The 26,754-nt window shown below is 47.7% G+C and carries 24 protein-coding genes and 1 other annotated feature; of the genes, 4 read left to right on the plus strand and 20 right to left on the minus strand.

What is annotated here, in order from left to right; genetic code table 11:
- The first annotated feature begins 89 nt into the window (after positions 1-89).
- Positions 90-1,625 (plus strand): zinc ribbon domain-containing protein, encoded by a 1,536-nt coding sequence (locus BM241_RS01005; protein WP_092281839.1) that lies wholly within the window; start codon positions 90-92, stop codon positions 1,623-1,625.
- A gap of 68 nt (positions 1,626-1,693) precedes the next feature.
- On the opposite strand, the gene BM241_RS01010 is transcribed toward BM241_RS01005, so the two are convergent.
- The 3 genes from BM241_RS01010 to BM241_RS01020 all read right to left on the minus strand — a co-directional run bounded on the left by BM241_RS01010 (position 1,694) and on the right by BM241_RS01020 (position 5,157).
- The gene (locus BM241_RS01010) at positions 1,694-2,923 is read right to left on the minus strand and encodes a S1C family serine protease (RefSeq protein WP_025746898.1); all 1,230 of its coding nucleotides are present in this window, start codon (positions 2,921-2,923) and stop codon (positions 1,694-1,696) included.
- A 101-nt stretch (positions 2,924-3,024) separates the two neighbouring features.
- Positions 3,025-4,467: a sensor histidine kinase gene (locus BM241_RS01015; protein WP_025746899.1), complete on the minus strand. Its 1,443-nt coding sequence runs from the start codon at positions 4,465-4,467 to the stop codon at positions 3,025-3,027.
- Positions 4,468-5,157, minus strand: a complete 690-nt coding sequence (locus tag BM241_RS01020) for a response regulator transcription factor (RefSeq protein ID WP_092281840.1) — start codon at positions 5,155-5,157, stop codon at positions 4,468-4,470.
- A 324-nt stretch (positions 5,158-5,481) separates the two neighbouring features.
- Here BM241_RS01020 and BM241_RS01025 point away from each other — a divergent pair, with 324 nt between their 5' ends.
- Complete coding sequence (locus tag BM241_RS01025) at positions 5,482-7,506, plus strand: methyl-accepting chemotaxis protein (protein WP_143094030.1); 2,025 nt, start codon at positions 5,482-5,484, stop codon at positions 7,504-7,506.
- Positions 7,507-7,564: 58 nt separating this feature from the next.
- Here the strand turns inward: BM241_RS01025 and BM241_RS01030 are convergent, their stop codons facing one another.
- The 14 genes from BM241_RS01030 to infC all read right to left on the minus strand — a co-directional run bounded on the left by BM241_RS01030 (position 7,565) and on the right by infC (position 21,428).
- The gene (locus BM241_RS01030; RefSeq protein ID WP_025746902.1) at positions 7,565-8,014 is read right to left on the minus strand and encodes a hypothetical protein; all 450 of its coding nucleotides are present in this window, start codon (positions 8,012-8,014) and stop codon (positions 7,565-7,567) included.
- A gap of 38 nt (positions 8,015-8,052) precedes the next feature.
- Positions 8,053-9,600, minus strand: coding sequence for a xylulokinase (xylB, locus tag BM241_RS01035; RefSeq protein ID WP_092281842.1), 1,548 nt, complete (start codon positions 9,598-9,600; stop codon positions 8,053-8,055).
- 116 nt (positions 9,601-9,716) lie between these two features.
- Complete coding sequence (locus tag BM241_RS01040; RefSeq protein WP_092281843.1) at positions 9,717-10,172, minus strand: 2-thiouracil desulfurase family protein; 456 nt, start codon at positions 10,170-10,172, stop codon at positions 9,717-9,719.
- Positions 10,173-10,191: 19 nt separating this feature from the next.
- Positions 10,192-12,576 (minus strand): endonuclease MutS2, encoded by a 2,385-nt coding sequence (locus BM241_RS01045; RefSeq protein ID WP_092281844.1) that lies wholly within the window; start codon positions 12,574-12,576, stop codon positions 10,192-10,194.
- 321 nt (positions 12,577-12,897) lie between these two features.
- Complete coding sequence (locus BM241_RS01050) at positions 12,898-13,227, minus strand: cell division protein ZapA (protein ID WP_025746906.1); 330 nt, start codon at positions 13,225-13,227, stop codon at positions 12,898-12,900.
- A 97-nt stretch (positions 13,228-13,324) separates the two neighbouring features.
- On the minus strand, positions 13,325-15,718 hold the full coding sequence (gene pheT, locus BM241_RS01055) for a phenylalanine--tRNA ligase subunit beta (protein ID WP_092281845.1): 2,394 nt from the start codon (positions 15,716-15,718) through the stop codon (positions 13,325-13,327).
- Between the two features lie 16 nt (positions 15,719-15,734).
- The gene (gene pheS / locus BM241_RS01060; RefSeq protein ID WP_025746908.1) at positions 15,735-16,754 is read right to left on the minus strand and encodes a phenylalanine--tRNA ligase subunit alpha; all 1,020 of its coding nucleotides are present in this window, start codon (positions 16,752-16,754) and stop codon (positions 15,735-15,737) included.
- 55 nt (positions 16,755-16,809) lie between these two features.
- Positions 16,810-17,040: a binding site (T-box leader), on the minus strand.
- Complete coding sequence (locus BM241_RS01065) at positions 17,040-17,132, minus strand: YqzL family protein (RefSeq protein WP_394328167.1); 93 nt, start codon at positions 17,130-17,132, stop codon at positions 17,040-17,042. Its footprint overlaps the feature before it by 1 nt.
- A gap of 82 nt (positions 17,133-17,214) precedes the next feature.
- Entirely contained in the window at positions 17,215-18,009 is a 795-nt protein-coding gene (locus BM241_RS01070; protein WP_177206056.1) for a TrmH family RNA methyltransferase, read from the minus strand.
- 15 nt (positions 18,010-18,024) lie between these two features.
- On the minus strand, positions 18,025-18,681 hold the full coding sequence (locus tag BM241_RS01075) for a potassium channel family protein (RefSeq protein WP_394328168.1): 657 nt from the start codon (positions 18,679-18,681) through the stop codon (positions 18,025-18,027).
- 17 nt (positions 18,682-18,698) lie between these two features.
- Positions 18,699-20,042 (minus strand): TrkH family potassium uptake protein, encoded by a 1,344-nt coding sequence (locus BM241_RS01080; RefSeq protein WP_092281882.1) that lies wholly within the window; start codon positions 20,040-20,042, stop codon positions 18,699-18,701.
- A gap of 225 nt (positions 20,043-20,267) precedes the next feature.
- A complete protein-coding gene (rplT, locus tag BM241_RS01085) occupies positions 20,268-20,627 on the minus strand; it encodes a 50S ribosomal protein L20 (protein ID WP_025746911.1) in 360 nt (119 codons plus the stop codon).
- 21 nt (positions 20,628-20,648) lie between these two features.
- Entirely contained in the window at positions 20,649-20,846 is a 198-nt protein-coding gene (gene rpmI, locus BM241_RS01090; protein WP_025746912.1) for a 50S ribosomal protein L35, read from the minus strand.
- Positions 20,847-20,909: 63 nt separating this feature from the next.
- Entirely contained in the window at positions 20,910-21,428 is a 519-nt protein-coding gene (infC, locus tag BM241_RS01095) for a translation initiation factor IF-3 (protein ID WP_025746913.1), read from the minus strand.
- A gap of 303 nt (positions 21,429-21,731) precedes the next feature.
- Between infC and BM241_RS01100 the strand changes: the two genes are divergently transcribed.
- Together BM241_RS01100 and BM241_RS01105 are read left to right on the plus strand one after the other, a co-directional pair.
- Positions 21,732-23,042: a putative DNA modification/repair radical SAM protein gene (locus BM241_RS01100; RefSeq protein ID WP_025746914.1), complete on the plus strand. Its 1,311-nt coding sequence runs from the start codon at positions 21,732-21,734 to the stop codon at positions 23,040-23,042.
- A gap of 2 nt (positions 23,043-23,044) precedes the next feature.
- Positions 23,045-23,800 (plus strand): TIGR03915 family putative DNA repair protein, encoded by a 756-nt coding sequence (locus BM241_RS01105; RefSeq protein ID WP_025746915.1) that lies wholly within the window; start codon positions 23,045-23,047, stop codon positions 23,798-23,800.
- 88 nt (positions 23,801-23,888) lie between these two features.
- Here BM241_RS01105 and BM241_RS01110 read toward each other — a convergent pair whose 3' ends face one another.
- The 3 genes from BM241_RS01110 to BM241_RS01120 form a co-directional block, all read right to left on the minus strand.
- Positions 23,889-25,154 (minus strand): C40 family peptidase, encoded by a 1,266-nt coding sequence (locus BM241_RS01110; RefSeq protein WP_025746916.1) that lies wholly within the window; start codon positions 25,152-25,154, stop codon positions 23,889-23,891.
- Positions 25,155-25,342: 188 nt separating this feature from the next.
- Positions 25,343-26,032 (minus strand): metallophosphoesterase, encoded by a 690-nt coding sequence (locus BM241_RS01115; RefSeq protein WP_025746917.1) that lies wholly within the window; start codon positions 26,030-26,032, stop codon positions 25,343-25,345.
- A 46-nt stretch (positions 26,033-26,078) separates the two neighbouring features.
- Positions 26,079-26,735 (minus strand): adenylate kinase, encoded by a 657-nt coding sequence (locus BM241_RS01120; protein WP_025746918.1) that lies wholly within the window; start codon positions 26,733-26,735, stop codon positions 26,079-26,081.
- Between the last annotated feature and the right edge of the window lie 19 nt (positions 26,736-26,754).

The following is a 26,754-nucleotide window of genomic DNA, read 5'->3' on the forward strand; positions in this document are numbered from 1 at the left end:
ACAATTCAGGTTCTTCAAAATTTTTATCGAAACGGGAGGATTTTTGATGAAACTTGCGAATTTATTTATTGAAGGAGGGAGGCATTTCCATGCTGTGTCCAAGTTGTGGTACCAGAAATAATTATTATCACCGTTACTGCTACAATTGCGGGTATAAACTAATAACCGACCAGGAAGAAATAAAATCCCATGAAAAAGAGCAGCCACAGAAACCTGAGGTTGAACAGCCATCAATCGATGAAAAAACAGCTGACCAGGACCTCGATCTCGATTATCTGTTCAAAGCCGATAAAAAAAGTGTATGGGATGACGAGGACTTAGATTGGTTTTTTGAAGAGCCTGACTACACACAGCAATTTCCCCTAAGGCGGCATCGTAAAGATAAAGGCTCCTCGTTGGCCAAGCGCACTGCCAAGATATGCGCAACCATCATCGTGCTGGCCGTACTTCTCTTCATAGGCTATATAATCGTGGATCAGATTTCGCGCACAGATGATAAAGCTACCGGTTACGGCTCAAGGATTATGGCATCCACCTTTGTAGAAGCTACAACCATTGATGGAAAACCTGCCCACAGGATTATTGTAAACACCAGCAACGGGGAAAAAGTAGAGGCTCTGGGGAAGGTATATCCTGTCATAAACGGCAAAGCAGAAATAGTATATGAGGACGCCTTTCTATATTCATACTTCTCACAGGGCCAGCAAAAGGACGAAATCGAAGCACAGCTTGACATCACCATCTATGGAGAGGGTTTGCCAGAGGCAAAAGAAAGAGTAACATTCACCTTAAACACGCCCTTGTCGCCTCTGACTTTGATTCAGCCCGCATCGGGCGAAGCCATCGTGGAAGGTAAAAAGTACCGAATAATACTTAAGGTGGAACCGGGCTCACAGGTATTCATAAATGGCAACAACTACAGCGACCTTGTCGATCAGGAAGGCAGGCTGGAGAAGGACATAGAAGTGCCCGACGCTCCTGAAAACGTATATGAAATCCGGGTGTCCACCCGGGGATACGCCGACCACATACGCAATATCGTTTTAAAGAGAGAAGTTATGGAATTCCCATTAACCATAAATCAATCAATACCAGTACAGACAACTGACGAATGGGCAAAAATCACCGGCACTACCGATCCGCAGGCTGTGCTGGAAGTCAGCCTTGAAACGAGGTCGCAGCCCAGAGTTGACCCTAAAACTGGCAATTTCACCCTATATGTAAGGGCTGATGCACCCGGATATACCCCCTGTACCATCACGGCACATGTAGAAGGCAAAGATGATGCAAAACTGAATCTGGTAATTGAGCGCCAGACAAACGAATCGGAATACACCAGGCGCGCCTGGGCCCTCAATTATAACCAGTTAAAATCCGACCCCGACCTTCACAACGGCAGGATATTCGTATTTGAAGGAGTTGTAAAGGATATAATAGCCTTGGGAGATAAGAATGCATTTACTGTTGACGTATCCGGCAATAGTTCTTCTCCTCAGCTGGTATACATTGAACACTGGGGCAACATATCTATCAGATCAGGGAACAAAGTGAGAATATTTGGCAATCGATGGGGAAATCATGAAGACATGCCCCGCATCCTTGCCAAATACGTATATCGCTATTGAAGTTACAGCAGAACAGCCACCTACATATAAAAATTAAAAAAGTAGTGCCTTTTCTAGGCACTACTTTTTTATTCCTCACGCAGTGGCTCAAGCGTCACCGGCAAAGTGAACTCTTTGCCATCGCGCCATATCTTTATTCTCACCGTGTCTCCAACTTTATGCTGGTTTATTGCATCTTTCAACTCCTGGAAAGTTCTTATTTCTTTGTCGTTGAATCCTATGATCACGTCACCAGGCTGAATTCCTGCTTTTGCCGCAGCTCCGTTTTGTACAACAGCCCTCACCAGTATGCCGCGTGGATAGTTGAGCTGTCTGACTTCTGCCTCGGTTATCTCGCGTCCCAAAATTCCAATGCCCGGCTTATCGTCTTCCCTTACCACAACGCCTTTCTTTATCAACTCCTGAACTATAGGCAAAAACTCGTTGGTAGGTATGGCAAAGCCCAGCCCTTCCGCTCCGCTTCCTTTCAAGGTATTCATGCCGATAACCTCACCCTTGGCATTGACAAGCGCTCCTCCGCTATTACCGCGGTTTATGGCCGCATCGGTCTGTATGAGCTTCATGGGCCTTTGATCAACCACAAGGGTACGATTTACAGCGCTTATTACCCCCACCGTTATGGTCCCTGCAAGGTCGTGGCCCAACGGATTTCCTATGGCCACAGCCAGCTCTCCGGGACGAACCTTGTCCGAATCTCCCAGCTTTGCTACGGCGTATTTCACTTCCTTCAGGTCTTGAGGGTCAACTTTCACGACGGCCACGTCGCTTGTGGCGTCCATTCCGACGAGCTGAGCCGGTACCTGCTTTTCCCCTTGAAACACCACATATAATTCCTTGGCACCTTCTACTACGTGCGCATTGGTGACTATATATCCTTCATCGCTGAGTATTATGCCCGACCCATACCCTTCCTGCTCCTGCATGTACACATCGCCAAAGAACCAGTCCCTGTAGGTTATAATGCTTTTGTTTGTTATGCCGACCACAGCCGGTCCGACCTTTTCGGCGATCTCTACCACCGGATTATCAGAGGTGATAAATAAGTCCCCCTTGTAGCCCAGCTCGGGAAGTTTAGCTTTATCTTTCTCCTGGTTAGCCTGATCATTCTCGGCAGCCTTCTTCTCTTGATCATTTGGTGTAACAACAGCATTTTCAGAATAATCATCGCTGATGTACGGCAGCATATAATACATGCCAATGGCACCCAGCAAGGCAAAAACCACTGCCACTGCGATATATTTCCATATTCTACCTTTGCCTTGGTATTGCTGCTCATCGAATTCATAGAATTCCCTCATACTCTACACCTCCCATATTCATTAATTAATCTTTCATTTATCCTGCAATTCAATTATAAACTTTCTTTTTTAACAAAATATGAACGCCTTGTAAACAATTTTTACCGCGAAGTCCTGTCTGGCCGTTTGGCTGCCTTCAACGAAAATATAAAGGCCGTACCCTCGCCGAGGCGGCTGTTGACCCATATATTCTGCTCATGCTGCTCTATGATCTTTTTTACGATAGATAGCCCTAGCCCTCTCCCCCTGTCTTTGCCACTTCTGGACTTATCAACCTGATAGAAGCGCTCCCATATGTGCACAATATCTTCTTTCGGAATACCCGGTCCCTGGTCCTGAATCTTTACGTAAGCTTTATCCCTGTGTTTCCAGGTCTTTATAATCAGCTTGCCGTTTTCACGATTGTACTTTATCGCATTATCCAGCAAGTTTATTATCACCTGTTGAATCCTGTCGGCATCGGCTTCCACCCAGCAGTGTTCATCCTGAAAATCCACCTGGACCTCTATGCCCTTCTGATTTATCCTCTCCTCCTGCGAAATGAGCGAACGCCTGATCTGCTCGTTGACGTCAAATACCGAAAGGTTGAGAGGGAATTGCCCCGATTCGATTTGCGTAAGGTCCAGAAGCTCGTCGATCAACTTGCTGAGCCTTTGAGCTTCCGAGAGGCTTATGCTCAAGCACTTCTCTCTATCCTCTGGCTTTATGGTATTATCCAATACCCCCTGGATATAGCCCATAATGGAAGTAAGCGGTGACCGCAGCTCGTGCGACACGTTGGCCACAAAGCTCCTGCGCATATCCTCCAGCTTCTCCAAAGAATCGGCCATGGCATTGAAGTTGACAGCCAGCTGGCCAATTTCATCCCTTGTAACCACTTTAACCCGGCGCTTGAAATTGCCCTGGGCAAACTCGCGCGAAATCTCGTTCATCTGTATCAATGGATTGGATATACGGCGCGACATCCAATAAAGCAGCACCACCGAAAGGCCGGCCGAGATAAATGCAGCCCACCATATGTTCCTGTAGATGTCATATAGGGTACGCCTGATCCCCTCTACGGGCGAATGCAGGAATATCGCCCCTCTAATCCTGTTGTTGATCCTCAAAGGTACCCCCACGGTTAAAACCGGAGTGTTAAAACGCCCACCGAACCGCCCGGTCTTGGTGATGATGTTGCCTTTCAGTATCTGGATGAATTCCTGTTCGGTAAGCTTTTGTTCCTGCCACCTCTCCTGGTCTTCTTTTGAAGGGCTGTAGGCAATCCAGATATAGCCTAGCCCATCGCTTACCCATATGGTGGTATTTAAAAAACGATCGATGATCTTGAAATAGCTGTACAATGACCGTTGATCGATAAGGCCCATGCTATACATTTCGATGTACGGGTTAAGCTCCTGGGCCTCCCTTATGAGCTCCCGGGCTTTTGTGCTAAATGCATAATCCATAAAAAAAGTAGACAAAAGTAAGCTCAGTATTACAATAGTGACGACTATGATCACGAAATAGGTAACCATCAAACGAGTAAAAATCGATCGGAACATCTACTTCACCTCAAATTTGTACCCCACACCCCAAACCGTCTTTATATGCCATACGTCGGTAGGATCCGAAAACTTTTCCCTGAGCCTCTTTATATGGACATCTACAGTACGGGTATCGCCGTAAAAATCATATCCCCATACGCGGTCCAGCAGCTGCTCCCTTGTAAATACCTTATTAGGATGTGAAGCCAAAAAATACAGAAGCTCCAGCTCCTTGGGCGGAAGCTCCACGGTTTTCCCGTGGTATTCTACAGTATAGTTGCCAATATCAACGGTTAAATTGGGATAAGACACCACCTTCTCTCTGATGCCCGTTGCCCTTGATCTGCGCAAAACGGCCTTTACCCTCGCAATCAGTTCCTTGGGGTCAAACGGCTTCACGATGTAGTCATCGGCCCCTAGCTCTAATCCCAGGACCTTATCGAAGGTCTCACCTTTGGCGGTAAGCATTATAATCGGGATATCGCTTATCTTGCGTATCTCCTTGCATACTTCCCAGCCATCCATTCCGGGAAGCATTATATCCAGTATTACTAGATTGGGTGGATTATTCTTAAAGGCCGTAACGCTCGAAATCCCATCAAGATAATGCTCAACCTGGTATCCCTCTTTTTCTAGATACAGCCTTATAAGCTGGCATATATTGGGGTCATCGTCCACCACCATGATCCTCTGTTGCTGTGCATTCATTTATGATCGCACCCTTCCCAAAAAAATTTCTTTACTTATAGATTATACACAAAAAGGAACACTCGAAAAAGGCTCTTTCATATTAATATAGGCCTTTTTTCACATTTTTTTAACTCAAGAAGGATTTTGGCATTTTATGTAGAAATATTACCGGAGTTATAACAAAATATGACAAAGAGCAGGACAAAATAATCCAATACACACAGAAAGGAGGGAGAGCAAGGGTATTGTACCCTTGCAAGCGACGTGGCAAAGATATCAAGTATTGTAAAATTTTCCCGTTTAAACAGCATAAGCAACAAACTCATAGCAGCGTTCCTTATAATGATCATCCCTATTTCCATCTTGGGTTACTATTCTAGGGACAAGGCAGAGAAGGCCATACAGCAAACGGCTGCCCAGTCTACCATTCAAACCATGGAGCAGATGTCGCAATATCTCAGCCTGGTTTTCTCAACCGTAGAGGAAATATCTATGCAGATATTTTCAAACAAGGACATCCAAGATTTTCTTTTAATCAGGGAAGACCAGTTAACGACATACGACTACCATCAAATGAGGCAAAAGGTTCAATCTGTCCTAAGCAATTACACCATGAACAACAAATTTATCGACAACATTATCCTTTTAATCGATGAAAAGCGTAGCATAGCCACAGGGAATATCTCTCTATCCAATTTGAATTTCGAAGACATAAAAAACGCAGAATGGTATAAAGCCGCCATCGAAGGAAACGGCAAGATCATCTGGAGAGGTAGCCATCCCGAACTGGATACCAGTGCCACATCTAAAACCGCATATTGCATGTCGGGCATTCGGGCCATAAAACACCTCTCCAGCGGTACTATCTTTGGTGTGCTGTTGATAGACGTGAAATACGAGCCTATCATGGATATATTGAAGAAGGCAAACTTGGGTTCAAGGAGCGAAATCCATTTAATCGGCCCAGACGGGCACGCATTGAGTTCAGAAACTGGGGAGCAGATAAATGAAGATGAATCGGTAACCACCCACAACATAACGGAGCACGACTTTTACCAGGAAATAATATCATCTGAGGAACCCGCAGGTTACAAAGAAGTTACCCATCACGGTCAAAAGTGGCTGATGATCTATAACAGGGTTGGGGAAACAGGGTATACGCTGGTTGGACTCATACTCAATTCTGTGCTCTTTGCTGCCACACAGGAGATCGCAAGGACTACTATCATGCTGATGGTATTTGCCTGCATATTTGCACTGATAGTCGGCTTGTACATGTCCAACAGCATGGGCCGAACAATAGCACGAATCATCAACGCCGCCGAAAAAGTCGCTATGGGCGATCTAACAGTAAATCCGGTATCCAGGCGCAGGGATGAGCTGGGCGTACTGACCAGAAGCATAAACTCGATGATTGCCAACATGCGCCAGCTCATACAGCAAACTGCCGCCCTTGCACATAAAGTCGTCGAGTCTTCGTCAACGGTAGCCTCAACCTCGCAGCAGCTATCGGCATCATCGCAGGAAATCGCCAAAGCTATTCAGGAAATCGCCCAGGGAGCAGCAGAGCAGGCAGCCGATGCAGAGCAAGGCGTTCAGAAGATGGATATGCTGGCCGCCAAAATAAACAGCGTTTCAGACAATGCCAGAGACATTCACAATCTGTCCAAAGAAACGATGAATTTAACCCAGCAAGGGCTCGATGCGGTGGATCAGCTAGAACAGAAAGCTCGACAAACCACTGCTATCACTCAGGAGATATTGGCAGACATAGATACCCTCAACCAGCATTCTCAGGCCATAGGCAAGATAATAAAAGTAATTGACAACATAGCCGACCAGACCAACCTTCTTGCTTTAAACGCAGCCATAGAGGCTGCACGGGCAGGGGAGATGGGCAAGGGATTTGCCGTAGTGGCCAACGAGATACGCAAGCTTGCAGAGCAGTCGATGTCTGCCACGCGTGAGATCACCGCTATTATCAAAAACACGCAGCAGCAAACCGCTCAAACCGTCAAGCGAGCCAAAAGCGCAGAGGATATTGTAAAATCTCAAAATGAAGCGGTGGTCACCACCATCTCGGCTTTCAAACAGATAGCAGCATCGGCCGAAACGCTAGTCAACCGGGTTGAGCAGATAATACAGGGCGTCAATGAAATGGAAAACGACAAAAACCAAGCAGTATTGGCAATGCAGAACATATCCGCTGTGTCGCAAGAGGCAGCCGCATCATCCCAGGAGGTAACGGCGTCCACCGAGGAACAGCTGTCCGGCGTAGAACAGCTGGCCTCTTATGCTGAGGAACTCAATTATGCCGCACAGGAGCTGATGCAGGCCATCAGCAAGTTCAAAATAGAGCAAAATTAAAAGGGAGCAACAAATGCTCCCTTTTTAATTTCTACACTTCGTATTTACATTTTCTTTATCATTTTTGGTCCAACGAGCCGAGCCCCACCATAATTGGGGCAACAACGGCGATCATGCTCATAATGGTGAACAAGACTCTCCACACATGAGGAGAGATATACCTGTATAGCTCTCCATTGATTGACAGTGCCAGCAGCAATATGGAGGGCAGCTGACCCAACAGACCCACTGCAAAACCAGAAACAGGATTTTTTGAAGCGCTTAAAGCCCCAAATGCCTTGCCGTACTGAAACATCAACACATAATACGGCACGACCAAAAGCACCATAACAAGCCATACCGGCAAAGGAATCGGGATGCCTTTCTTCCTCAGTAAATCCACTGCCCCGAACAGCAAAAAGACAGCCATCCCGCCCCCTGCCAACAAAATTGCATTCAAAAGGGCCAGTCGCATCCCTTCACGGATACACCTTCCTGTTCGCGGCAACCACTTCTCAATCCATCCCATCTCAATAGGAGCTCCCGATATACTTAATATACTTATAATTATGCCTGGCCGCTCAACTCTCGCTCGATTTGGGCAACCTTCAAATAGCTGTCCTTTAAAGCGTAATATAGCCCTTTATATACCTCATAATATTTATCGTATACCCTTACATTGGACTCGATGGGCTGCTGTACTCCCACCCGTTTGATGGCTGCTTCGCATGCTTCAGGTACACTGCCATAGACGCCGGTTCCGACCCCAGCCAGCAGCGCCGCACCAAAGGCAGGCCCTTCAGTGGAATTGATGGTGGTGATGGGGCTGTTGAACACATCGGCCTGTATCTGCCGCCATAACTTGCTCTTGCCGCCGCCACCAGAGGCCCGTACTTCAGATACCTGTACACCCATTTCTTTTATTATTTCAAGACAGTCTCTGAGGCTGTAAGCCACTCCCTCCATAACTGCGCGGATCATCTCACTTCTGCCATGCTTGGCAGACAGGCCAAAGAAAACGCCTTTGGCGTAAGGATCAAGGTGAGGCGTACGCTCTCCCATGAGATACGGGAGGTATATAAGCCCTTGGCAGCCTGGCACAGCCTTCTCTGCTTCAGCATCCATAAGCACATAGGGGTCAATGCCCATAAACTTGGCCAACTCACGTTCCATGCCGCCAAAATTATTCCGCATCCACTGAAGCGAAAGGCCCGCACCCTGGGTGACCCCCATAACATGCCAAGTATTGGGCACGGCATGGCAAAATGTATGTACCCTTCCTTTAGGGTCTATCTTCACCTGATCCATGTATGCAAAAACCACTCCCGAGGTCCCAATGGTGGACGAAATAACCCCTGGCTTGACTATGCCATTGCCCACAGCACCGGCGGCTTGATCCCCGCCACCGCCCACAACCGGCGTTCCTGGCAACAGCCCTGTCAGCTGGGCAGCCTGCTGGCTCACCTTACCGCTCACTTCCGGCGACTCATACACAGCTGGTAACCACTCATAATCGATCCCCAATTTATCCACTATTTCCCGGCTCCAGGTCCTCCTTGGCACATCCAAAAACTGCATACCGCTTGCGTCGGATACCTCGGTAGCAAATTCACCCGTAAGCCTGTACCTTATGTAGTCTTTGGGAAGCAAAATCTTGTTTATCTTTTCAAATATCTCGGGCTGATGGTTTTTTACCCACATCACTTTTGAAGCGGTAAAACCGGTTAAAGCAGGGTTAGCGGTAATCTCTATAAGCCTGTCTTTTCCTATAATCTCGGTTATCTGGTCGCACTCCTCCTGCGTCCGCTGATCGCACCATATGATGGCAGGCCTGAGCACCTTGCCCTCCTTATCCAAAAGTACCATACCATGCATCTGGCCCGTCAAGCCTATACCCTTGATATCCGATGGATCAACACTGCTCTTCGATAATACCTGTTTAATGGTCTCAACAGCGGCATTCCACCAGTCTTCCGGTTCCTGCTCGGCCCACCCTATCTGCGGCTGATAAAGGGGATATTCCTGCGTTGCGCTGGCCACCGTATTCCCCAATTCATCAAACAGCGCAGTTTTTGTCCCAGAAGTCCCAATATCGATTCCAAGCAAATAAGCCATAAACAACACCCTCCCGTCATTTTTATTTTAAATTCTCAACTCTGAGCCTTTCACGTGAAACTCTGTAATTAATTATTAGATTTATTCTACAAAAAGAACTATTTTCCTTTATCCCCTCAACAAATTTTTTTAAACTCCTCCTCCGTCATCACCTCAATCCCATCGTCGATGAGCAGCTGGGCGGTGACGCCGTTGCCCTCTACCAGCTTACCCGTAAATGTCCCATCATATACCAGCCCTTTACCGCAAGAAGGGCTTTTTGATTTCAGGATGGCACGCCTGATCCCCATCTCCTGGCAAAACTTTAAAACCTCTCTGGCGCCCCTTATGAAATTTTCGGTGACATCAGCGCCGTCTTCCCTCACCACCGAGGCTTTACCCTGCAAAACATCGCGGGCGCTGCCGCCTTTTATCTCTGCCGGCAGCCTGGGTGTGGGCAGACCACCCAGCTGTTCAGGACACAGCAGAATGGCCTTGCCCTGCTTTACAAGCTCTTTGATGAGGGGAATGCCATTATTTCCACCGTTGTATTTGCAGCATATCCCTGCCAGACACGCACTTACCAAAATCATATCGTCCACCCTGCTTTCTTTATTTGAGCTCGACTATGGTAACGCCGCTCTCACCCTCACCGTACTTCCCAAGGCGGAAAGAGCTCACATGGGGGTGATGGCGCAGGTACTGATGGATTCCTTCCCTTAGAGCACCCGTACCCTTGCCGTGGATAATGGTCACCTGCTTTAAGCCCGCTAAAAAAGCGTCATCAAGATACTTGTCAACGTTCAACAATGCCTCGTCCACCGTTTGACCCCTTAAGTCTATCTCGGGAGAAACGGCTGTCATTCTGGGCGAAGGCTTCTTCGCAGACATAACGGCAGTTGCTGCATCATCGCCCTCGTCAACCCTTCTTATATCCGACAGCTTGACCGCTACCTTCATTATGCCTACTTGAACCGTAATCTCTCCATTATCATCGGGGAGGGTGAGTACTTGTCCCTTTTGCCCCAGCGTGCTTATATACACCGTCTCTCCCAGGCGAACCTCTCTAACCGATTCATTGTGCTCCTGAGACTGCCTGGCCTCTCTGGAAAGCTCATCGTCCAGCCTGTCCAGGCTTTGCTTCAACTTCATCCTGTATTGCTCGATGGCCCTGTTGCGCTCCTTTTCAGCGGCCACCTGCGACAGCCTGTTCAATTCCTTGATGATTTGATCAGCCTCTTCCTTAGCCTGACGCAGTATCATCCTGGCCTCTTCTCTGGCCTTTCGGAGTATCTGCTGGCGCGCCGACTCAAGCTCGGACTCCCTTTCAGCAAGCCTCTGCCTCTCCTTCTCTACCTCTTTCAAATACTTTATAGCTTTTTCCCGTTCTTCCCTCGCCTTGGTCCTGTTGTATTCCAGGTCAGAAATCAAATCCTCAAACCGGATGTCCTCCTGCGTCAAGAATTCCCTGGCCTTTTCGATGATATCCTCCTTAAGCCCCAGCCTCCTCGATATCTGAAAGGCATTGCTCTTGCCCGGCACCCCTATAAGCAGGCGGAATGTGGGGCTTAATGTCTCCACATCAAACTCCATTGAAGCGTTCTCCATCCCCGGCTTCATCATGGCAAATGCCTTAAGCTGGCTGTAGTGCGTTGTGGCGACGGTTTTAGCGCCGCTGTTGTGCAAAAATTCAAGGATGGCCATGGCCAGAGCAGCACCTTCTGTGGGATCAGTACCGGCTCCCAGCTCATCTAGCAGCACCAGGGAATCGCCATCCACACTGTTAATCATCGATATAATATTTACCATATGAGATGAAAATGTGCTGAGATTCTGCTCTATGCTCTGCTCGTCTCCTATATCGGCAAAAACCTTCTGAAATATGCCTATCTCGGTACCGTAATCGGCTGGCAGACAAAGGCCGGCCTGTGCCATCAATACAAACAGCCCCACCGTCTTCAGGGTCACGGTTTTACCTCCAGTATTGGGGCCGGTGATCACCAGGGTATTAAAATCATACCCCAGATTAAGGCTTATAGGCACAACCTCGTGATGGGGTATCAACGGATGCCTGCCGTTTACAATATTGACCTTCCCGCCCTCTACAATCCTGGGCACTACGCCTCTCATCGAGTGTCCCAATTTCCCCTTGGCAAAGATGAAGTCAAGCCGGCTCAGGATTTCAAATGAACTGCGTATATCTTCTCTAACTTTCCAGACTTCCTCGGTCAACCTGGCCAGAATGCGCTCTATCTCCTGCTCCTCTTTGAGCATCCATTCCCTGAGCTTGTTATTGGCTTCCACCACCGGCATGGGCTCAATAAACAGGGTGGCCCCGCTGGCCGACTGGTCGTGTACCAGCCCGGGCACGTTGGAGCGATACTCCTGCTTTACCGGAATGACGTACCTGCCGTTCCTTATAGTAACGATGGGCTCCTGAAGGAATTTCTGGTACTGCGGGGATTGTATATAGCCGTTTAAAAGTTCCTTTATTTTCTCCTGACACCGCACTATGTTGCGGCGGATGCTGTGAAGCTCAGGGCTGGCACCGTCTGCTATCCGTCCATCAGGCTCTATGCACCTGAATATCTCGCTCATCAAATCGCTGTGAGGTTTTAACTGATATACCAAACTTGGAATGACGGTGAGCCCGGCATCATTTAAGCCATCCTTGCTCTTAAAGGCCTCTTTAAGGCTGGCGCACGTCCTAAGCACACGCCCTATCTCCAGCAGTTCTTCCGGACTCAATATTGCCCTTTTCTCCACTCTCCTCAAATGGCTGCGAATATCAGGGAACTCTCCTAAAGGCGACATCCCGTATTTAACCATTATCCTTAAAGCCTCTTCGGTCTCCGCCAGGGCCGAAATGACCTTGTCCCTGTCCGTATATGGAACCAAACTTTGCGCCATTTCGCGTCCCGGCGCTGATACAGTATGGCTGGTAAGCATATCTATGATTTTGTCGTATTCCAGCGCACGAAAGGTCCTGTCATTCACGATACATTACCTCGTTTTCAAAGTTTATTTGTATATTGTAAAGCTCATGCTTATCATAAGATAAGTTATGGAGGAAAACATTATACAAACTTATCATTAATTAACAGTGATACCTCCGTTTTTCAAAAACATTTTCATACATTATACCATAGAAACAGGCTTAAATTCTATCATTTGAATAATCTCAGCAATTATACGACAAATTAAGGCACAACTGCAAAATGAAATACATAATCAATGCCAAAGACTATAAAAAGCAGCCCGAAGGCTGCTTTTTATAACCCACATCGCTTATACAGCACTCAATATCAACATAACCCCTTAGCGTCGCGCCCTGCGCGAAACGTCGTAAACGGCAGAAGCGTTTGAAATGTCATTTCGACCATCTTCTTCCAGCACGGAGTGCAGGACGCTTATCTCCCTCTGAAGCTTTTCGACCTTTTGCTGGAGCTTGATGACCTCATCCGCCAGGTTTATGGCCGTCAGCATGGCCAACATGGTGGTGCTCAGATTGGGCTGCCGCTGCCTGATCTCCTCCATCTTCTTGTCGACATAAATGGCCACCTTGTGGATGTACTCCTCAGACTCCACGCTCTTTATGGCATATTCGCGACCGCCGATCCTGACCACGGTTTTAGTCTTTTCCACCATGGATCACATCTCCGTTCCCCCGCTATCCTCGGTACTATTATACAACACCTGCCATACTTAAACAAGCGTTTTGTCGAATTTTTGTGATTATTCGAACTTATCGCAATCTTGCGCCCAATTTTTGTTCCAGGCCTTTTACAATGTTATCGTGCAGGGAATTCACCTCCTCATCCGTCAAGGTTCTGTCGGAGGCGCGATAGCTCAAAGAATATGCCATGCTCTTATAGCCTTCGGGTATTTGAGCACCCTCATACACATCAAAGAGCTCCACTTTTTCGAGAAGCTGCCCTCCAAGCTCTCTTATACAGCTCTCGACCTGAGCGGCCAGCACTTCTTTCCTGACCACAAGCGCCAGGTCTCGCTCAACAGCTGGATATTTGGGAAGAGGCTTGTATCTCCGCTCCTCCTTTGCACAATCAAGCAGCGCGTCAAGTTCCAGCTCGGCCACCAGCACCCTTTCTTCAAGCTGATAGTTTTCAGCCACCTTCGGATGTATCTCGCCAAGCATGCCTATCTCCTTGCCGCCCAGCTTCACAAGGGCCGTCTTTCCCGGATGGAAGGTCGGATGAACGTGGGGTACAAATTCAGCCTCAGCCAGCAATCCCAGTTCATTAAGCAGCACTTCAACTTTGCCTTTCAGGTCATAGTAATCAATATCCGGCCCGTACTCTGCAATGGTCAAAAGTGGCTTTTCCTCCGGCAAATCCTCCAGCGGCAGCGACTTGGGCAGAAAAGCCGGCCCTATCTCAAATATCTGGCACCTCTCTATCCCCCTGTTACGGTTGCGCGAAAGCACCTCCAGAAGGCTCGGAATAAGCGTGGTGCGCATTATGCTTTGGTCCTCGCCCAAGGGATTTAAGATTCTGACCGTCTTCGGGATGAGCTGCGGATCGGTAATGCCGAGGGATTCGTAAACCCTTGGGCTGGTAAACGAGTAGGTGACCACCTCGTAAAGGCCGGTACCCACCAGCACATCCTTTACCCTGTCCATAAGCTTTTGCCGCCTGGTCTTTCTACCCCGGCTTACGGTGCCTTCCATCAAGGTCATGGGTATATTATTGTAGCCGTAAATGCGGGCCACTTCCTCGGCTATATCGGCCACGCCCTCTATGTCCTGCCTGAACGATGGAACCTCTATGCGCATGTATTCGCCCTTTATCTCAACCTTGAATTCCAGCCTGTTTAAAATATCGGCCATCTCATCAGCCGACAGATTGAGCCCCAGCAGGCCGTTTACCCTCTTCCAGGGTATCTCCAAAATCCTCTTCTCGAGAGAGCCGTGACAGACATCTATCACTCCCTCTACCACCGTCCCTGCACCCAGCTCCTGGATCAGCTGTGCCGCACGGTCTAAAGCTACCCGGACAGCATGTATATCCAAACCCTTTTCAAACCTGAGAGAGGCCTCGCTGCGAATCCCAAGTGCCTTTGCCGTCTTCCGTATGCTTCCCCTGTCAAACAGCGCGCTTTCCAGCAAAATGTTCTTCGTCCCATCGGTAATCTCAGTATTGGCCCCACCCATGACCCCTGCCAGGCCTATGGGCTTCTCTACGTCTGCTATAACCAGCATATCCGAACTCAGCAGTCTCTCCTTGTCATCCAGTGTGACCAGTTTTTCGCCCTCGCGGGCCCTGCGCACCACAATGGTCCTGCCCGCCACCTTATCCAGGTCAAAGGCGTGCATGGGCTGACCCATCTCCAGCATGACGTAATTGGTTATGTCAACGATGTTGTTTATGGGTCGAACTCCCGCAGAGGCCAGCCTGCGCTGCATCCACCTCGGCGATGGCCCCACCTTGACATCCTTGACCACCCGTGCACAATACCTGGGACACAGGTAAGGGTCCTCTACCAGAACCTTGGCCTCGGCGTTGACATCTCCAACGCCCGGCTTTACCTCTATATGCGGCGGTATAAAGGAGGAGTTCAAAGCCACCGATGCCTCGCGGGCTATGCCTATGACGCTCAGACAATCCGGACGGTTGGAAGTGATCTCGAACTCCAGCACATGGTCATCTAAACCTAAAGCCTCCCTTATATCAATCCCCAGCGGGTATTCTTCCTGCAAAATCAATATGCCGTCCACTTCTGCCCCTGGATAGTCCTCATCGGTAAGCCCCAGCTCCTGGCCAGAGCACAGCATCCCGCATGACTCCACACCCCGCAACGAGGTCGTGGTTATCCTGTGGCCACCTGGCAGGGTAGCGCCGTCCAACGCCACCGGTACAAGCTGCCCCTCCTTCACGTTTGGAGCGCCGGTCACTATTTGCAGCTTGCATTTTCCAACGTCAACAATGCATACCACCAGCTTGTCAGCATTGGGATGGGGATGTATCTCAAGTATCCTTCCCACCACCACGTTGCTTATGCCTTCGCCCAGCCTGGTTATGCCCTCAACCTTTGTCCCAGTCATGGTCAGACGGTGCGCCAGCTGTTCAACGGGTACGTCTATCTTTACATACTCTTTTAGCCACTTCAGTGGTACCAGCATCCATCTCTACCTCCCTTTAAAACTGCTCCAGGAAACGTATATCGTTTTCAAACAGCAGCCTTATATCATCTATCCCATATTTCAGATTTGTTATGCGATCAAGACCCATGCCAAATGCAAAACCGCTGTATTTCTCAGGGTCAATCCCTCCATGCTTTAGCACCTTTGGATGCACCATGCCGGCACCCAGGATTTCTATCCAGCCGGTATATGAGCACACGCGACATCCCTTACCCCCACATGTGGTACAGCTTACATCCATTTCAGCGCTAGGCTCGGTAAACGGAAAATGATGCGGCCTGAACTGTGTCCTAGTCTGGGGCCCAAACATCTCCTTGGCAAATACGTCCAGGACGCCTTTTAAATCGCCCATGGTAATGTTCCTGTCTATTACAAGCCCTTCCACCTGATGGAAGATGGGGGAGTGGGTCGCATCCACCGCATCCGACCTATAAACCCTGCCGGGCACTATGATTTTTATAGGCGGCTTCTGCCTCTCCATCACGCGAATCTGGGTGGGCGAGGTATGGGTGCGCAAAAGTATGTTTTCTGTAATATAGAAGGTATCCTGCGTATCCCGTGCAGGATGGTTCTTGGGTATATTGAGGGCTTCGAAGTTGTAATAATCCCACTCAACCTCCGGCCCTTCGGCTATCTCAAAACCCATTCCCAGGAAGATGTCCTTGATCTCATTGAGTACGATGTTCAGAGGATGCAGCTTACCGCGGTAATGGCGCCTGCCCGGCATGGTAACGTCGATCACTTCATCCCTGAGCCGTTGATTGAGCGCCTCCTCTTCAAGCACCTTCCTCTTCTTTTCAATTTCCTCTTCAAGATAAGCCCTTATCTGGTTGGCAAGCTGCCCGATTTGGGGCCTTTCCTCAGCAGGAAGGTTCCCCATGCCCCTCAAAATCTGGGTTAACTTGCCTTTTTTGCCCAGATACTCCACGCGAAAACTCGATAAATCTTGAAGGTTATTTATACGCGCAAGAGCCTGCTCAGCTTCCCTTCTAATCTGCTCCAACTCAGCTTTCATCCATGGCTCTCTCCTTTCATCGATATCGTCATATATTGAAAAAGCCTTCGCCCAAGCATGGGACGAAGGCTTGATAAGCCACGTGGTACCACCCATTTTCGTTTCGGTAGGAAACGAAACCTCTCTTAACGATAACGGGTTAAACCCGGCAGGGCCTACTGCCACTTCAGCCCCCAGCTCAGGAGCGAACTTCTACCCTCATCTCTATAGGGGCGCTTCCAGCCCATGGCGTCCCCCTCTCTGTATAAAGATGCTCGGGTATACTCCTCTCCATCATTGCCTTTATCATAAAAGCATTAAGAGCTCCTTATAAAGCATATAAGCGTTTATAGAACCCGTCTTTTCAAAAATCTTCCATATTACGTCCGCCAGCCTCACCGGTCCCATCTCCTTTACCGGGCTTTCCTAGGCTAATTATACCATACACACCGCGTGGATTCAAGGAAATTCAAGGCACTATCTACCTCGACTTGCGCAGCACCTCGTATATCAGTATACCTGCGGCCACCGAAGCATTAAGGGATTCAGCACCACCCGGTATGGGTATCTTTACCAGTGAGGAAGCGAACTTGCATATTTCCTGGCGAACGCCCTCTGATTCATTGCCGATTACAAGAGCTATCTTACTGTAGCCCCCCGGCCATTCAAAGAGATTGGAACCGTGCAGATGGCTAACCAGTACATGGGCCTTGGCTTCCAGAAGCTTGTTGAAAAAATCGATGTGGTCATCCACCTCGTAAAGGGGTACGCGGAATATCGAACCCATGGTGGAGCGCACAACCTTTGGATTATAGGGGTCTACACAACCTTTAAGCAGAACAACGCCGTCCCCGCCTGCGGCATCCAATGTCCTTATGATGGTACCCAGGTTTCCAGGGTCTCTTATCTGGTCTAAAACCACAATAAAAAACGAAGGCCTATTCAGCACATCCTCTAAGCGATAATCCTTTTTGTGGACAACCGCCATAATCCCCTGGGGTGTCTGAGTATCGCTGATATGCGTAAATAAATTATCTTTCACCACGAGGATTTTTAGGTTTTCAGCACAAAAATCCAGCTGTGCCTTAAACTCTGCCCAGTCAAAGCTCTCTGCCACCACTAAAGCCCAGATATGCTCTCCCTGCTGCAAAGCCTCTTTTACCATTTTAGGCCCTTCTATCAAGTACTGTCCATAGATGTCCCTGTACTTCTTCTTATGAAGCATTTTAATGCGTTTAATAGAAGGGTTTTGCGGGCTAGTGATATATTCTTCCAAAGCTCTCCGCATCCTTTACTCTTGAGTCTTTTCTTCCAATCTTTTGATGTGGTCATTTCTACCAATCACCACTAAAATGTCGCCTTCTTTGATAATATCTTCACCTTTAGGGGATACAAGCACATCATTGCCGCGTTTAATTGCCACCACATTAAGTCCATACGCAGCCCGCATGTCAATCTGTTTAAGCGATTTCCCCACCCATTCCGGGATGGCCGTAAGTTCTACCAGGCTGTAATCAGATGCCAGCTCAATATAATCGATTATATTGGTTGATGCCAGATGATGTGCTACCTTCATGCCCATATCCCTTTCGGGAAATATCACCTTATCAACCCCTATCTTGTACAGCACTTTGGCATGAAGGTCATTTTGTGCTTTGGCCAGAACAAACTTAACCCCCAGCTCTTTGCACAGTAGGGTAACCATTATGCTTGCCTGAATATCGGTACCGATCGATACCACAACGGCGTCAAAATTCCTTAGGCCTAACGCTTTCAAGGCATCCTCATCAGTTGCATCTGCCTGTACAGCATGAGTTACGCAGTCGGATATCTCCTGTACTCTTTCTTGATCTTTATCAACAGCAAGAACCTGATATCCCAGTGCACAAAGCGTCCTGGCAACGCTTGAACCAAAACGCCCTATTCCAATAACGGCAAATTGCTTCATAATCACATTCCTCCTTATTAACCCACCATTACCTTCCCTTCGGGATATTTTAGAGTATCTTTATTGTTGGACAATCGCTTTGCAAAAGCAAGCGTCAATGTCAAAGGCCCCACCCTGCCGGCAAACATGGTTATAATGATAAGTATTTTGCTGAGGTCCTTTAAATCACCGTTGTTAAATGTCGCCAACCCTACGGTTCCCAGGGCAGAGGCTGTCTCAAAAAGCACGTCAACCAGCGGATAGGGCTCCAGTATTGATAAAACCATGCTAACGCTGATCAACAAGGCAAAGCTGATAACAGTTATCGCCAATGCCCTGTTTACAATAGCATAGGAAATCCTCCTGCCAAAAACCTCCACATCGTGCCTTCCTTTGATTACGCTGAGCACAGCAAGCAGAAGCACACCTGCAGTAGTGGTCTTGATCCCTCCGCCTGTACCTGCGGGTGAAGCTCCAATAAACATAAGAATTATGGTCATAAACTTGGATGCATTTGTAAGGGCAGCCTGATCAATGGTATTAAAACCGGCTGTTCTAGGGGTTACAGATTGAAATAAAGCACCAAGTATTTTCCCCCTCCAATTTTGACTGCCTAATGTGGCAGGATTGTTAAACTCGACGACAAAAAAAAACAATGCACCTAAAACAATTAATCCAGCGGTAATGCAAACAACCAGTTTTGTATGCAACGACCACTTTCTGAAATGCCTGTTCCGGTAGATGTCCAGCAAAACAGAAAAGCCAAGGCCACCACAAATAATGAGCCCCATTATTGCAAAATTTACGATGAAATCATCAGTAAAGTCCATAAAACTCCTATATTCTCCCATAACGTCAAACCCTGCATTGCAAAAAGCCGAAATAGCATGGAAAATGCTGAAATACAGCCCTTTAGCCCAGCCATACATTGGCACAAATCGCAAAGCAAGTATTGAGGCACCAATGCCTTCAATGAGGAAAGTAATCCCGATTATGCTTTTGGTTAAGCGCACAACGCCCTGCAACTTAAATTCATTAAGAGCTTCTTGAATCACAAGCCTTTCCCTTAAGGTAATTCGCTTGCCCAAAAGCAAGAACACCATGGTTGCCATGGTCATAAACCCCAATCCGCCCATCTGAATAAGGGTAATTATGACAATTTGCCCAAACAGGCTTAAATCAGTGCCTGTATCAACTACTACAAGGCCGGTAACGCATACAGCTGAAGTGGCTTCGAACAGGGCATTGAGGAAGCCTATGCTTTTTCCTGTACTGGAAGCTATAGGAAGAGTGAGCAGCAAAGCACCAATTATAATTATAGATGCAAAACCCAAGACCAAAATTTGGGCTGGCAAAAGCCTGATAGTTCTTTTACCCATCATTTCACTCAATTGCTTTACCCTCCAGTTTTAAACAAATTACCAGTTAAAGTCATCGGTTTCTACATATTTGTAATCCAGCTATATTTCCTCACTTTCTTTTGCTTTTAGGCAATTTTACTCTTAAAAAGATGAAGCCTTTTTATCCTCCCGTTATCTCAAAATGAACAAAGACCTCATTGAATGAGGCCTTTTTTAATCACACAATGTCCATTTAGTTGCATAAAGCTATGCATGCAGCTTCTCTTTAGCAATGTTGACCAGCTGAGCAAATCCGTTGGCATCGTTGACAGCCATATCCGCCAGTATCTTTCTGTCTATCTGAATCCCCGCCTTGCGCAGGCCGTTTATGAATCGGCTGTAGCTCAAGCCGTTTTGCCTTGCCGCCGCGTTGATCCTGGCAATCCACAACTTGCGGAAATCTCTCTTCTTCAGCCTTCTCCCAACGTATGCATATGCCAGCGCCTTCATCACTGCCTGATTGGCGGCTCTGAACTGCCTGCTCTTGGCGCCATAATACCCCTTTGCAAGCTTCAATATCTTCTTGTGCTTCTTCCTTGCATTAAGCGCTTTCTTTACCCTAGCCATAATACACCCTCCTTTACTGCCTTATTTATACGGAATCAGCTGCTTTATTTTCTTTGCCTCAACAGCCGCAACGTAAGTAGCTCTTCTCAGGTTTCTCTTTCTCTTGGGCGACTTTTTGGTAAGCAAATGGCTCTTGAATGCCTTAGCCCTCTTTACCTTCCCACTTTTTGTCAGGCGGAATCTCTTGGCTGCCCCGCGATGGGTTTTAATTTTAGGCATTGTTTATTCCTCCTCTCAGTGCTTTATCCTTGTTTACTGTTTCGCTGCCATCAATTTCTGCAATCACGCCTTTGGCGCCAGTACCATAATCATGTGATTGCCTTCCAGTGTGGGTTTGCGCTCCATCACAGCTTCCACCGTAAGCATGGACACAAATTTCTCCATAACTTCGTACCCTACCTCAGGGTGAGCCATCTCTCTCCCTCTAAACCTTATGGTCACCTTCACCTTGTCTCCCGCCTTCAAAAACTTGTCGGCGTTCCTGGCCTTAACCCCCAGGTCATGGTCCTCTATGGAAGCCGACAGGCGTATCTCTTTCACGTTGATGACCTTCTGGTTTTTACGGGCCTCCTTCTCCTTCTTGGCCATTTCAAACAAGTATTTGCCATAATCCATGATCTTGCACACGGGTGGATTGGCCTTGGGAGCTATCTTGACCAGGTCAAGCTGCCTCTCCTCGGCAAGCCTGAGCGCCTTCTCAATGGGCATGATGCCCAGCTGCTCACCCGTCTCGCTGATCACCCTGACCTCTCTGTCCTTGATCTGCTCATTAACCAATAACTCTTTTTTATTGATATTCATTCACCCCCGAATTTAATAAAACAAAAGAGCGGGCACACATCTACCCACTCTCATCTCCATAGCGCAGCGCCACACACTACACCCTTTAACCGCCATATTGACCTTCCTGGCTGCCCTCTCGCGCCGGAAGGTGAGAAGTGGATAGCTTCTACTTGATGGCAACATAAAGTTTAACACAAAAGCTCGTACTTTGTCAAACATTTTGATGAAAATTTTTAAAAGGCACAACCCAAACATATGTTTGCAACATGAGCCAAAATATGATAAAATTTACTCACACGGTATAACAGGAGGTCCTCCATCATGGATTTACATACAAAGTTAAAGATTCTAGGTGCGGCTGCCAAATACGATGTATCCTGCTCATCCAGCGGAAGCTCCCGACGGAACAGGCCCGGTGGATTGGGCAATGCCAGCCTGCCCGGGATTTGCCACAGCTGGTCGGATGACGGGCGGTGCATATCCCTCCTCAAGGTACTGTTCACCAACTGCTGCGCCTTCAATTGCCTGTACTGCGTAAACCGTGCGACAGCCGATGTCCCACGTGCCACATTCACGCCCGACGAAGTTGCCCAGCTTACCATAAACTTCTACAAGAGGAATTACATCGAAGGGCTGTTTTTGAGCTCGGCTGTGTACAAAAATCCCAATTACACCATGGAGCTTTTGATTGCTACTGTAAAGAAGCTGCGTAAGGAGTACCAGTTCAACGGATATATCCATTTAAAGGCCATTCCGGGCGCCGATCCCCTGCTGATAGCCGAAGCGGGCAAATACGTGGACCGCATGAGCGTCAATATTGAGCTTCCGTCCAGCCAGGGGCTTCAGCTGCTGGCACCGCAAAAGGACAGGGATTCGATCATCAGGCCCATGGGGTTTATTCACTCCAAAATACTTCAGGCAAGAGAAGAGCGAAAACTATATAAAAACGCCCCCCTTTTTGTCCCCGCCGGCCAGACCACGCAGCTCATAGTGGGAGCAACGCCTGACAATGACCTGAAGATACTCAAGCTATCCGAAAGCCTCTATAAGCGTTTCTCTTTAAAGAGGGTCTACTACTCGGCCTATGTGCCGGTGACTCAACACCCAAACCTGCCGGCCATTGCCAGCCCTCCCCTTATGCGAGAACACCGCCTCTATCAGGCCGACTGGCTGCTGAGGTTCTATGGCTTTAAGGCCGATGAGCTGCTGGACGAAACCCAACCGCTATTGGACACCGAGATTGACCCAAAATCGGCCTGGGCGCTTAAAAATCTCCACCTGTTCCCCGTAGAGGTCAACCGTGCCGACTACGAGATGCTGATCAGGGTTCCCGGGATCGGGGTTCGCTCTGCAAGGCGCATAATTGCAGCAAGGCGGTACAGCTCCATTGACTTTGAAACCTTGAAGCGCTTTGGCGTGGTGCTCAAAAGGGCGCGCCACTTCATAACCTGCCGTGGCAAGTTCTACGGCGAGAGAAACATAAACGAGTCAACCCTGTATCAGCTGCTCAAACCTGCTTCAACCCAGCAAAAAGGCATAAGCCCAGCAAGCAAACAGCTGACCTTCTCGTCCCTTTACCCCCATGTGTTCCAGCCCGAAGATGTTTACACGGTCATAACGGGAGAGATGTGAGGGTGGTCTATTACATATATGACGGCAGCTTTGAGGGGCTGCTAACAGCCATATACGAAGCGTATTACCGGCGGGAAACGCCCGAAAAAATCCTGAGCAGCGATAATGTCCAGAACAGCCTGTTTATAAAATATGTACACATAAACACCGACCAGGAAAAGGCACAAAGGGTGTACGACGCCATAGTGCAAAAGATTTCACCTTCAGCAGCCAAAAACGTATTATATGCTTTTCTTTCGGAGGCCCAGGATGCGGGAACGGCCATATACAGGTATCTCAAGCTTGGCTGGAAGATGGGCAAAAGCGTTGATTCAGCCTTGGCAGAACCGCATGTCTTCCGCGTTCATGCCCTGCGTAAAAAGGTAAGCCAGGAAGCCGGAAAGATGCTTGGGCTGGTACGCTTCCGGCTGCTCAAAAGCGGAGTATATTACGCCCCCATTGAACCCGATTTTAACATTTTAGGCATAATAGCGCCCCACTTTAAAAAGCGCATGCCAAACCAGGATTGGATAATACATGACGTAAAGAGAAAGCTGGCCGCTTTCTATAGCCAAGGCCAATACGCAATTGTGCCTTTTGAGTTCAAAGGAGCCCTTCCCTTGGACGATGAAGAATTTGACTACCAAACCCTGTGGAAGGAGTACTTCCAAAATATTGCTATCAAGAGCAGGATCAACCCACGGCTCCAGCGACAGTTCATGCCCGTCCGTTATTGGAAGTACTTAATTGAAACGCCGGGCACACAAGCCAAATCGTAACTTCCAAATCTTTAAAGTCTTTAGTAAAACAAAAAAGCAGGCTACAGTTCTCTTCTGTAGCCTGCTTCTCTTAAGGTTGTCCCATTGCTTAATTTAATATTCTCCGTCCCCACTTGAATCTCTGCTGATAATATCCCGAATCCAGCGTATCGATTCTAACATTTCCTGCAGCCGAAGAGGCGTGTATAAACTTACCGCCACCTATATATATCCCAACATGATATCTGGTGTGCGCCGATGTGCTGGTATCGAAAAACACCAGATCGCCCTTGCTAAGCTGCTGTCGTGATAGCCTGGCAAAGCGGGAATCATTACCCTGGTCCCACGCTGTCCGTTTAAGGGAAATGCCAAAATGCTTGTACACAAAAGTGGTAAAACCAGAACAGTCAAAGGAATTCGGTCCTGATGCACCGTACACATAAGGTTTGCCTATGTACCCCATAGCAAAAGCAACAACCTTATCAGCCTTTGAATCACGTGAAGTATCACCGCGATCTGCCACTTTATCGCCCGTGATCACGTCTGAGCTGTATAGCTTAGCAAGGGTGTTCTTTCCTACAATGCCGTCAACCACAAGCCCATTGGCCTTTTGGAATGCCTTTACAGCAGCATAGGTAGCAGGACCGAATATTCCATCAGCCTTTCCACAGTTAAACTTCAGCTCGTTCAATCGCCTTTGCAAAATCGCCACGTCTTCTCCTCTATCGCCCAGCCGCAACGTCCTTGAAATGTCAGCACCTCTGCTAGGCTGTTCATCTGGTAAATTTGACGGTGGATTTTCCCCTGGAGAAACACCATTGTCGAACAGTGCTGCCAACGTCTTAGGTCCAACGATGCCATCGGGTACCAAGCCGTTTTTCTTTTGGAAGGCCACTACAGCAGCGTAAGTAGCAGGCCCAAATATCCCATCGGCTTTCCCACAGTTGAATTTAAGCTCGTTTAGCCGATTCTGAAGAATTGCTACATCTTGGCCTCTATCCCCCAGCCTCAACATCCTTGATATAGTCGCACTTCTGCTGGGCTGTTCATAAGAAGAATTACCTCCCGTAAAAGATCCACTGCCATAAAGAGCATTCAAAGTTTGCGGTCCGGCAATGCCGTCAACAGCCAATCCCTTTGCCCTCTGGAAAGCCATAACAGCTGCTCGAGTTACAGGACCGAATATCCCATCAGCTTTACCAGAGAGAAAACCATGCTCTATCAAGGCCCGCTGCAACTTTTCAACTGCAGGTCCCCTGCTACCCATCTTAAGCAACGTTCCCTGAGCATGTACATCTCCTGGAAAAACCAATACTGTTAAGATGAAGACAAAAGCAAATGCAGCACAGAACAAACGCGCCATACCTCTTAACACGCGGTTCACCCCCTTTCTTTCCCTATTATATACCTTGTCCACATTGAGCTCAAATCTCGACAATCTTGTTGTCGAGGGGTATAACCGCAAATCCTTAAAATATTACAAAAATGTTACATATTTTTTATACATACTTAATATTTACACAATCGCCATGCCAAACGCTCTTCTGGGCCGAAAATAACAGCTCACCTTTCCATTATGAGTTTGAGGTCAAAGTTTAAATAGTCACATGAGACTAGGTGATACGTAATACCGTCTATATATCCTTCCACCACGTTGTTTAAACTTGCGCCGTGCAGATGGCCAAACACCACATGATTGACAGGATACTGCCTGATCAGTCTGGCCATATCATTCTCGTTACCTCTCTCGTCAAAAGGCGGATAATGAAGCAGCACCACGATCTCCTGGACACCTCTGACGCTATCCAGTGACAATTTCAGCCTGTGCAATTCTCTATTGAATATCTTGATATCATGTTCAATATCTTCTCGTCCCTCCAGGATTGCCCATCCCCTGGTACCGCAAAACGCAATCCCGTCGATAACGACGCTATCATTCTGTATGGCAAACATATTATCGGGAAGCATCTTTCTCACTTTAGATATAGAAGACCACCAGTAGTCGTGATTCCCCCGTATTATGATTTTTCGTCCAGGCAGCTGACCTATGCTGTCTAGATCAGGTTTGGCCTCTTCCAGCTTCATGGCCCAGCTTATATCGCCGGGTATGAGAACCACATCTTCGGGTCCCACCTTGTTCATCCAGTTGTTCCTTATCCTGTCCCAATGTTGGAACCAATGTTCACCAAATACATCCATGGGTTTAGGATTGGTTCCCGATAGATGAAGATCACCTATAGCAAAAACTCTCATTTCCCTTAACCCCTTACCATGAAGCAATACAAATTTTTACACAAAACTATACCAAGTCTCTTTCTTTGAGCTCAGATATTATCTGTTGATGCACTTCTTCCGGAGTGGTGTCAATATCATCTATGGTCAAACTTATATAAGCACAGTTCGAATCACGATAATATTCCTGGACACCGACCGTCTTTTCCTTATATTCTTTAAACCGCTTCATTATTACTTCCTCATTATCGTCATCCCTTGTAACTAGTTTAACTTTGCAATCAAGACATTCTATATACCCCTGATTTACATGAAATACCCTCTTACAATTGGGACAAATCCTTCTCCCCAGTAACCGATATAAAAGTACACCTTCTGTGACATTGAAATCGATCACAACATCCACTTTTCTGTTTAAGGAACTTAACATCCTGTCTAGGGCTTTTGCCTGAGCTACAGTTCTGGGAAAGCCATCAAATATTATACCTTTAGCATTTGTCAGTTTTTTTAGCGCATCTTCCACTACCTTATTTACCACCTCATCCGACACCAGCTTTCCTTGCTTAATGATCTGAAGCTCATCATATAGAGGATGATGGGGGTTCTGCAGAATCTGGCGGAACAGATCCCCCGTCGATAGCTGCACCAGATTAAAACTCTCTGCAAGAAGCTGCGACTGCGTACCCTTTCCTGAACCTGGCGGCCCCAACAGCACTATATTCACAAAGATTCCTCCTATCCAC

Origin of the sequence: Caldicoprobacter faecalis (assembly GCF_900115765.1) — a bacterium.
Lineage (GTDB): Bacteria > Bacillota > Clostridia > Caldicoprobacterales > Caldicoprobacteraceae > Caldicoprobacter > Caldicoprobacter oshimai.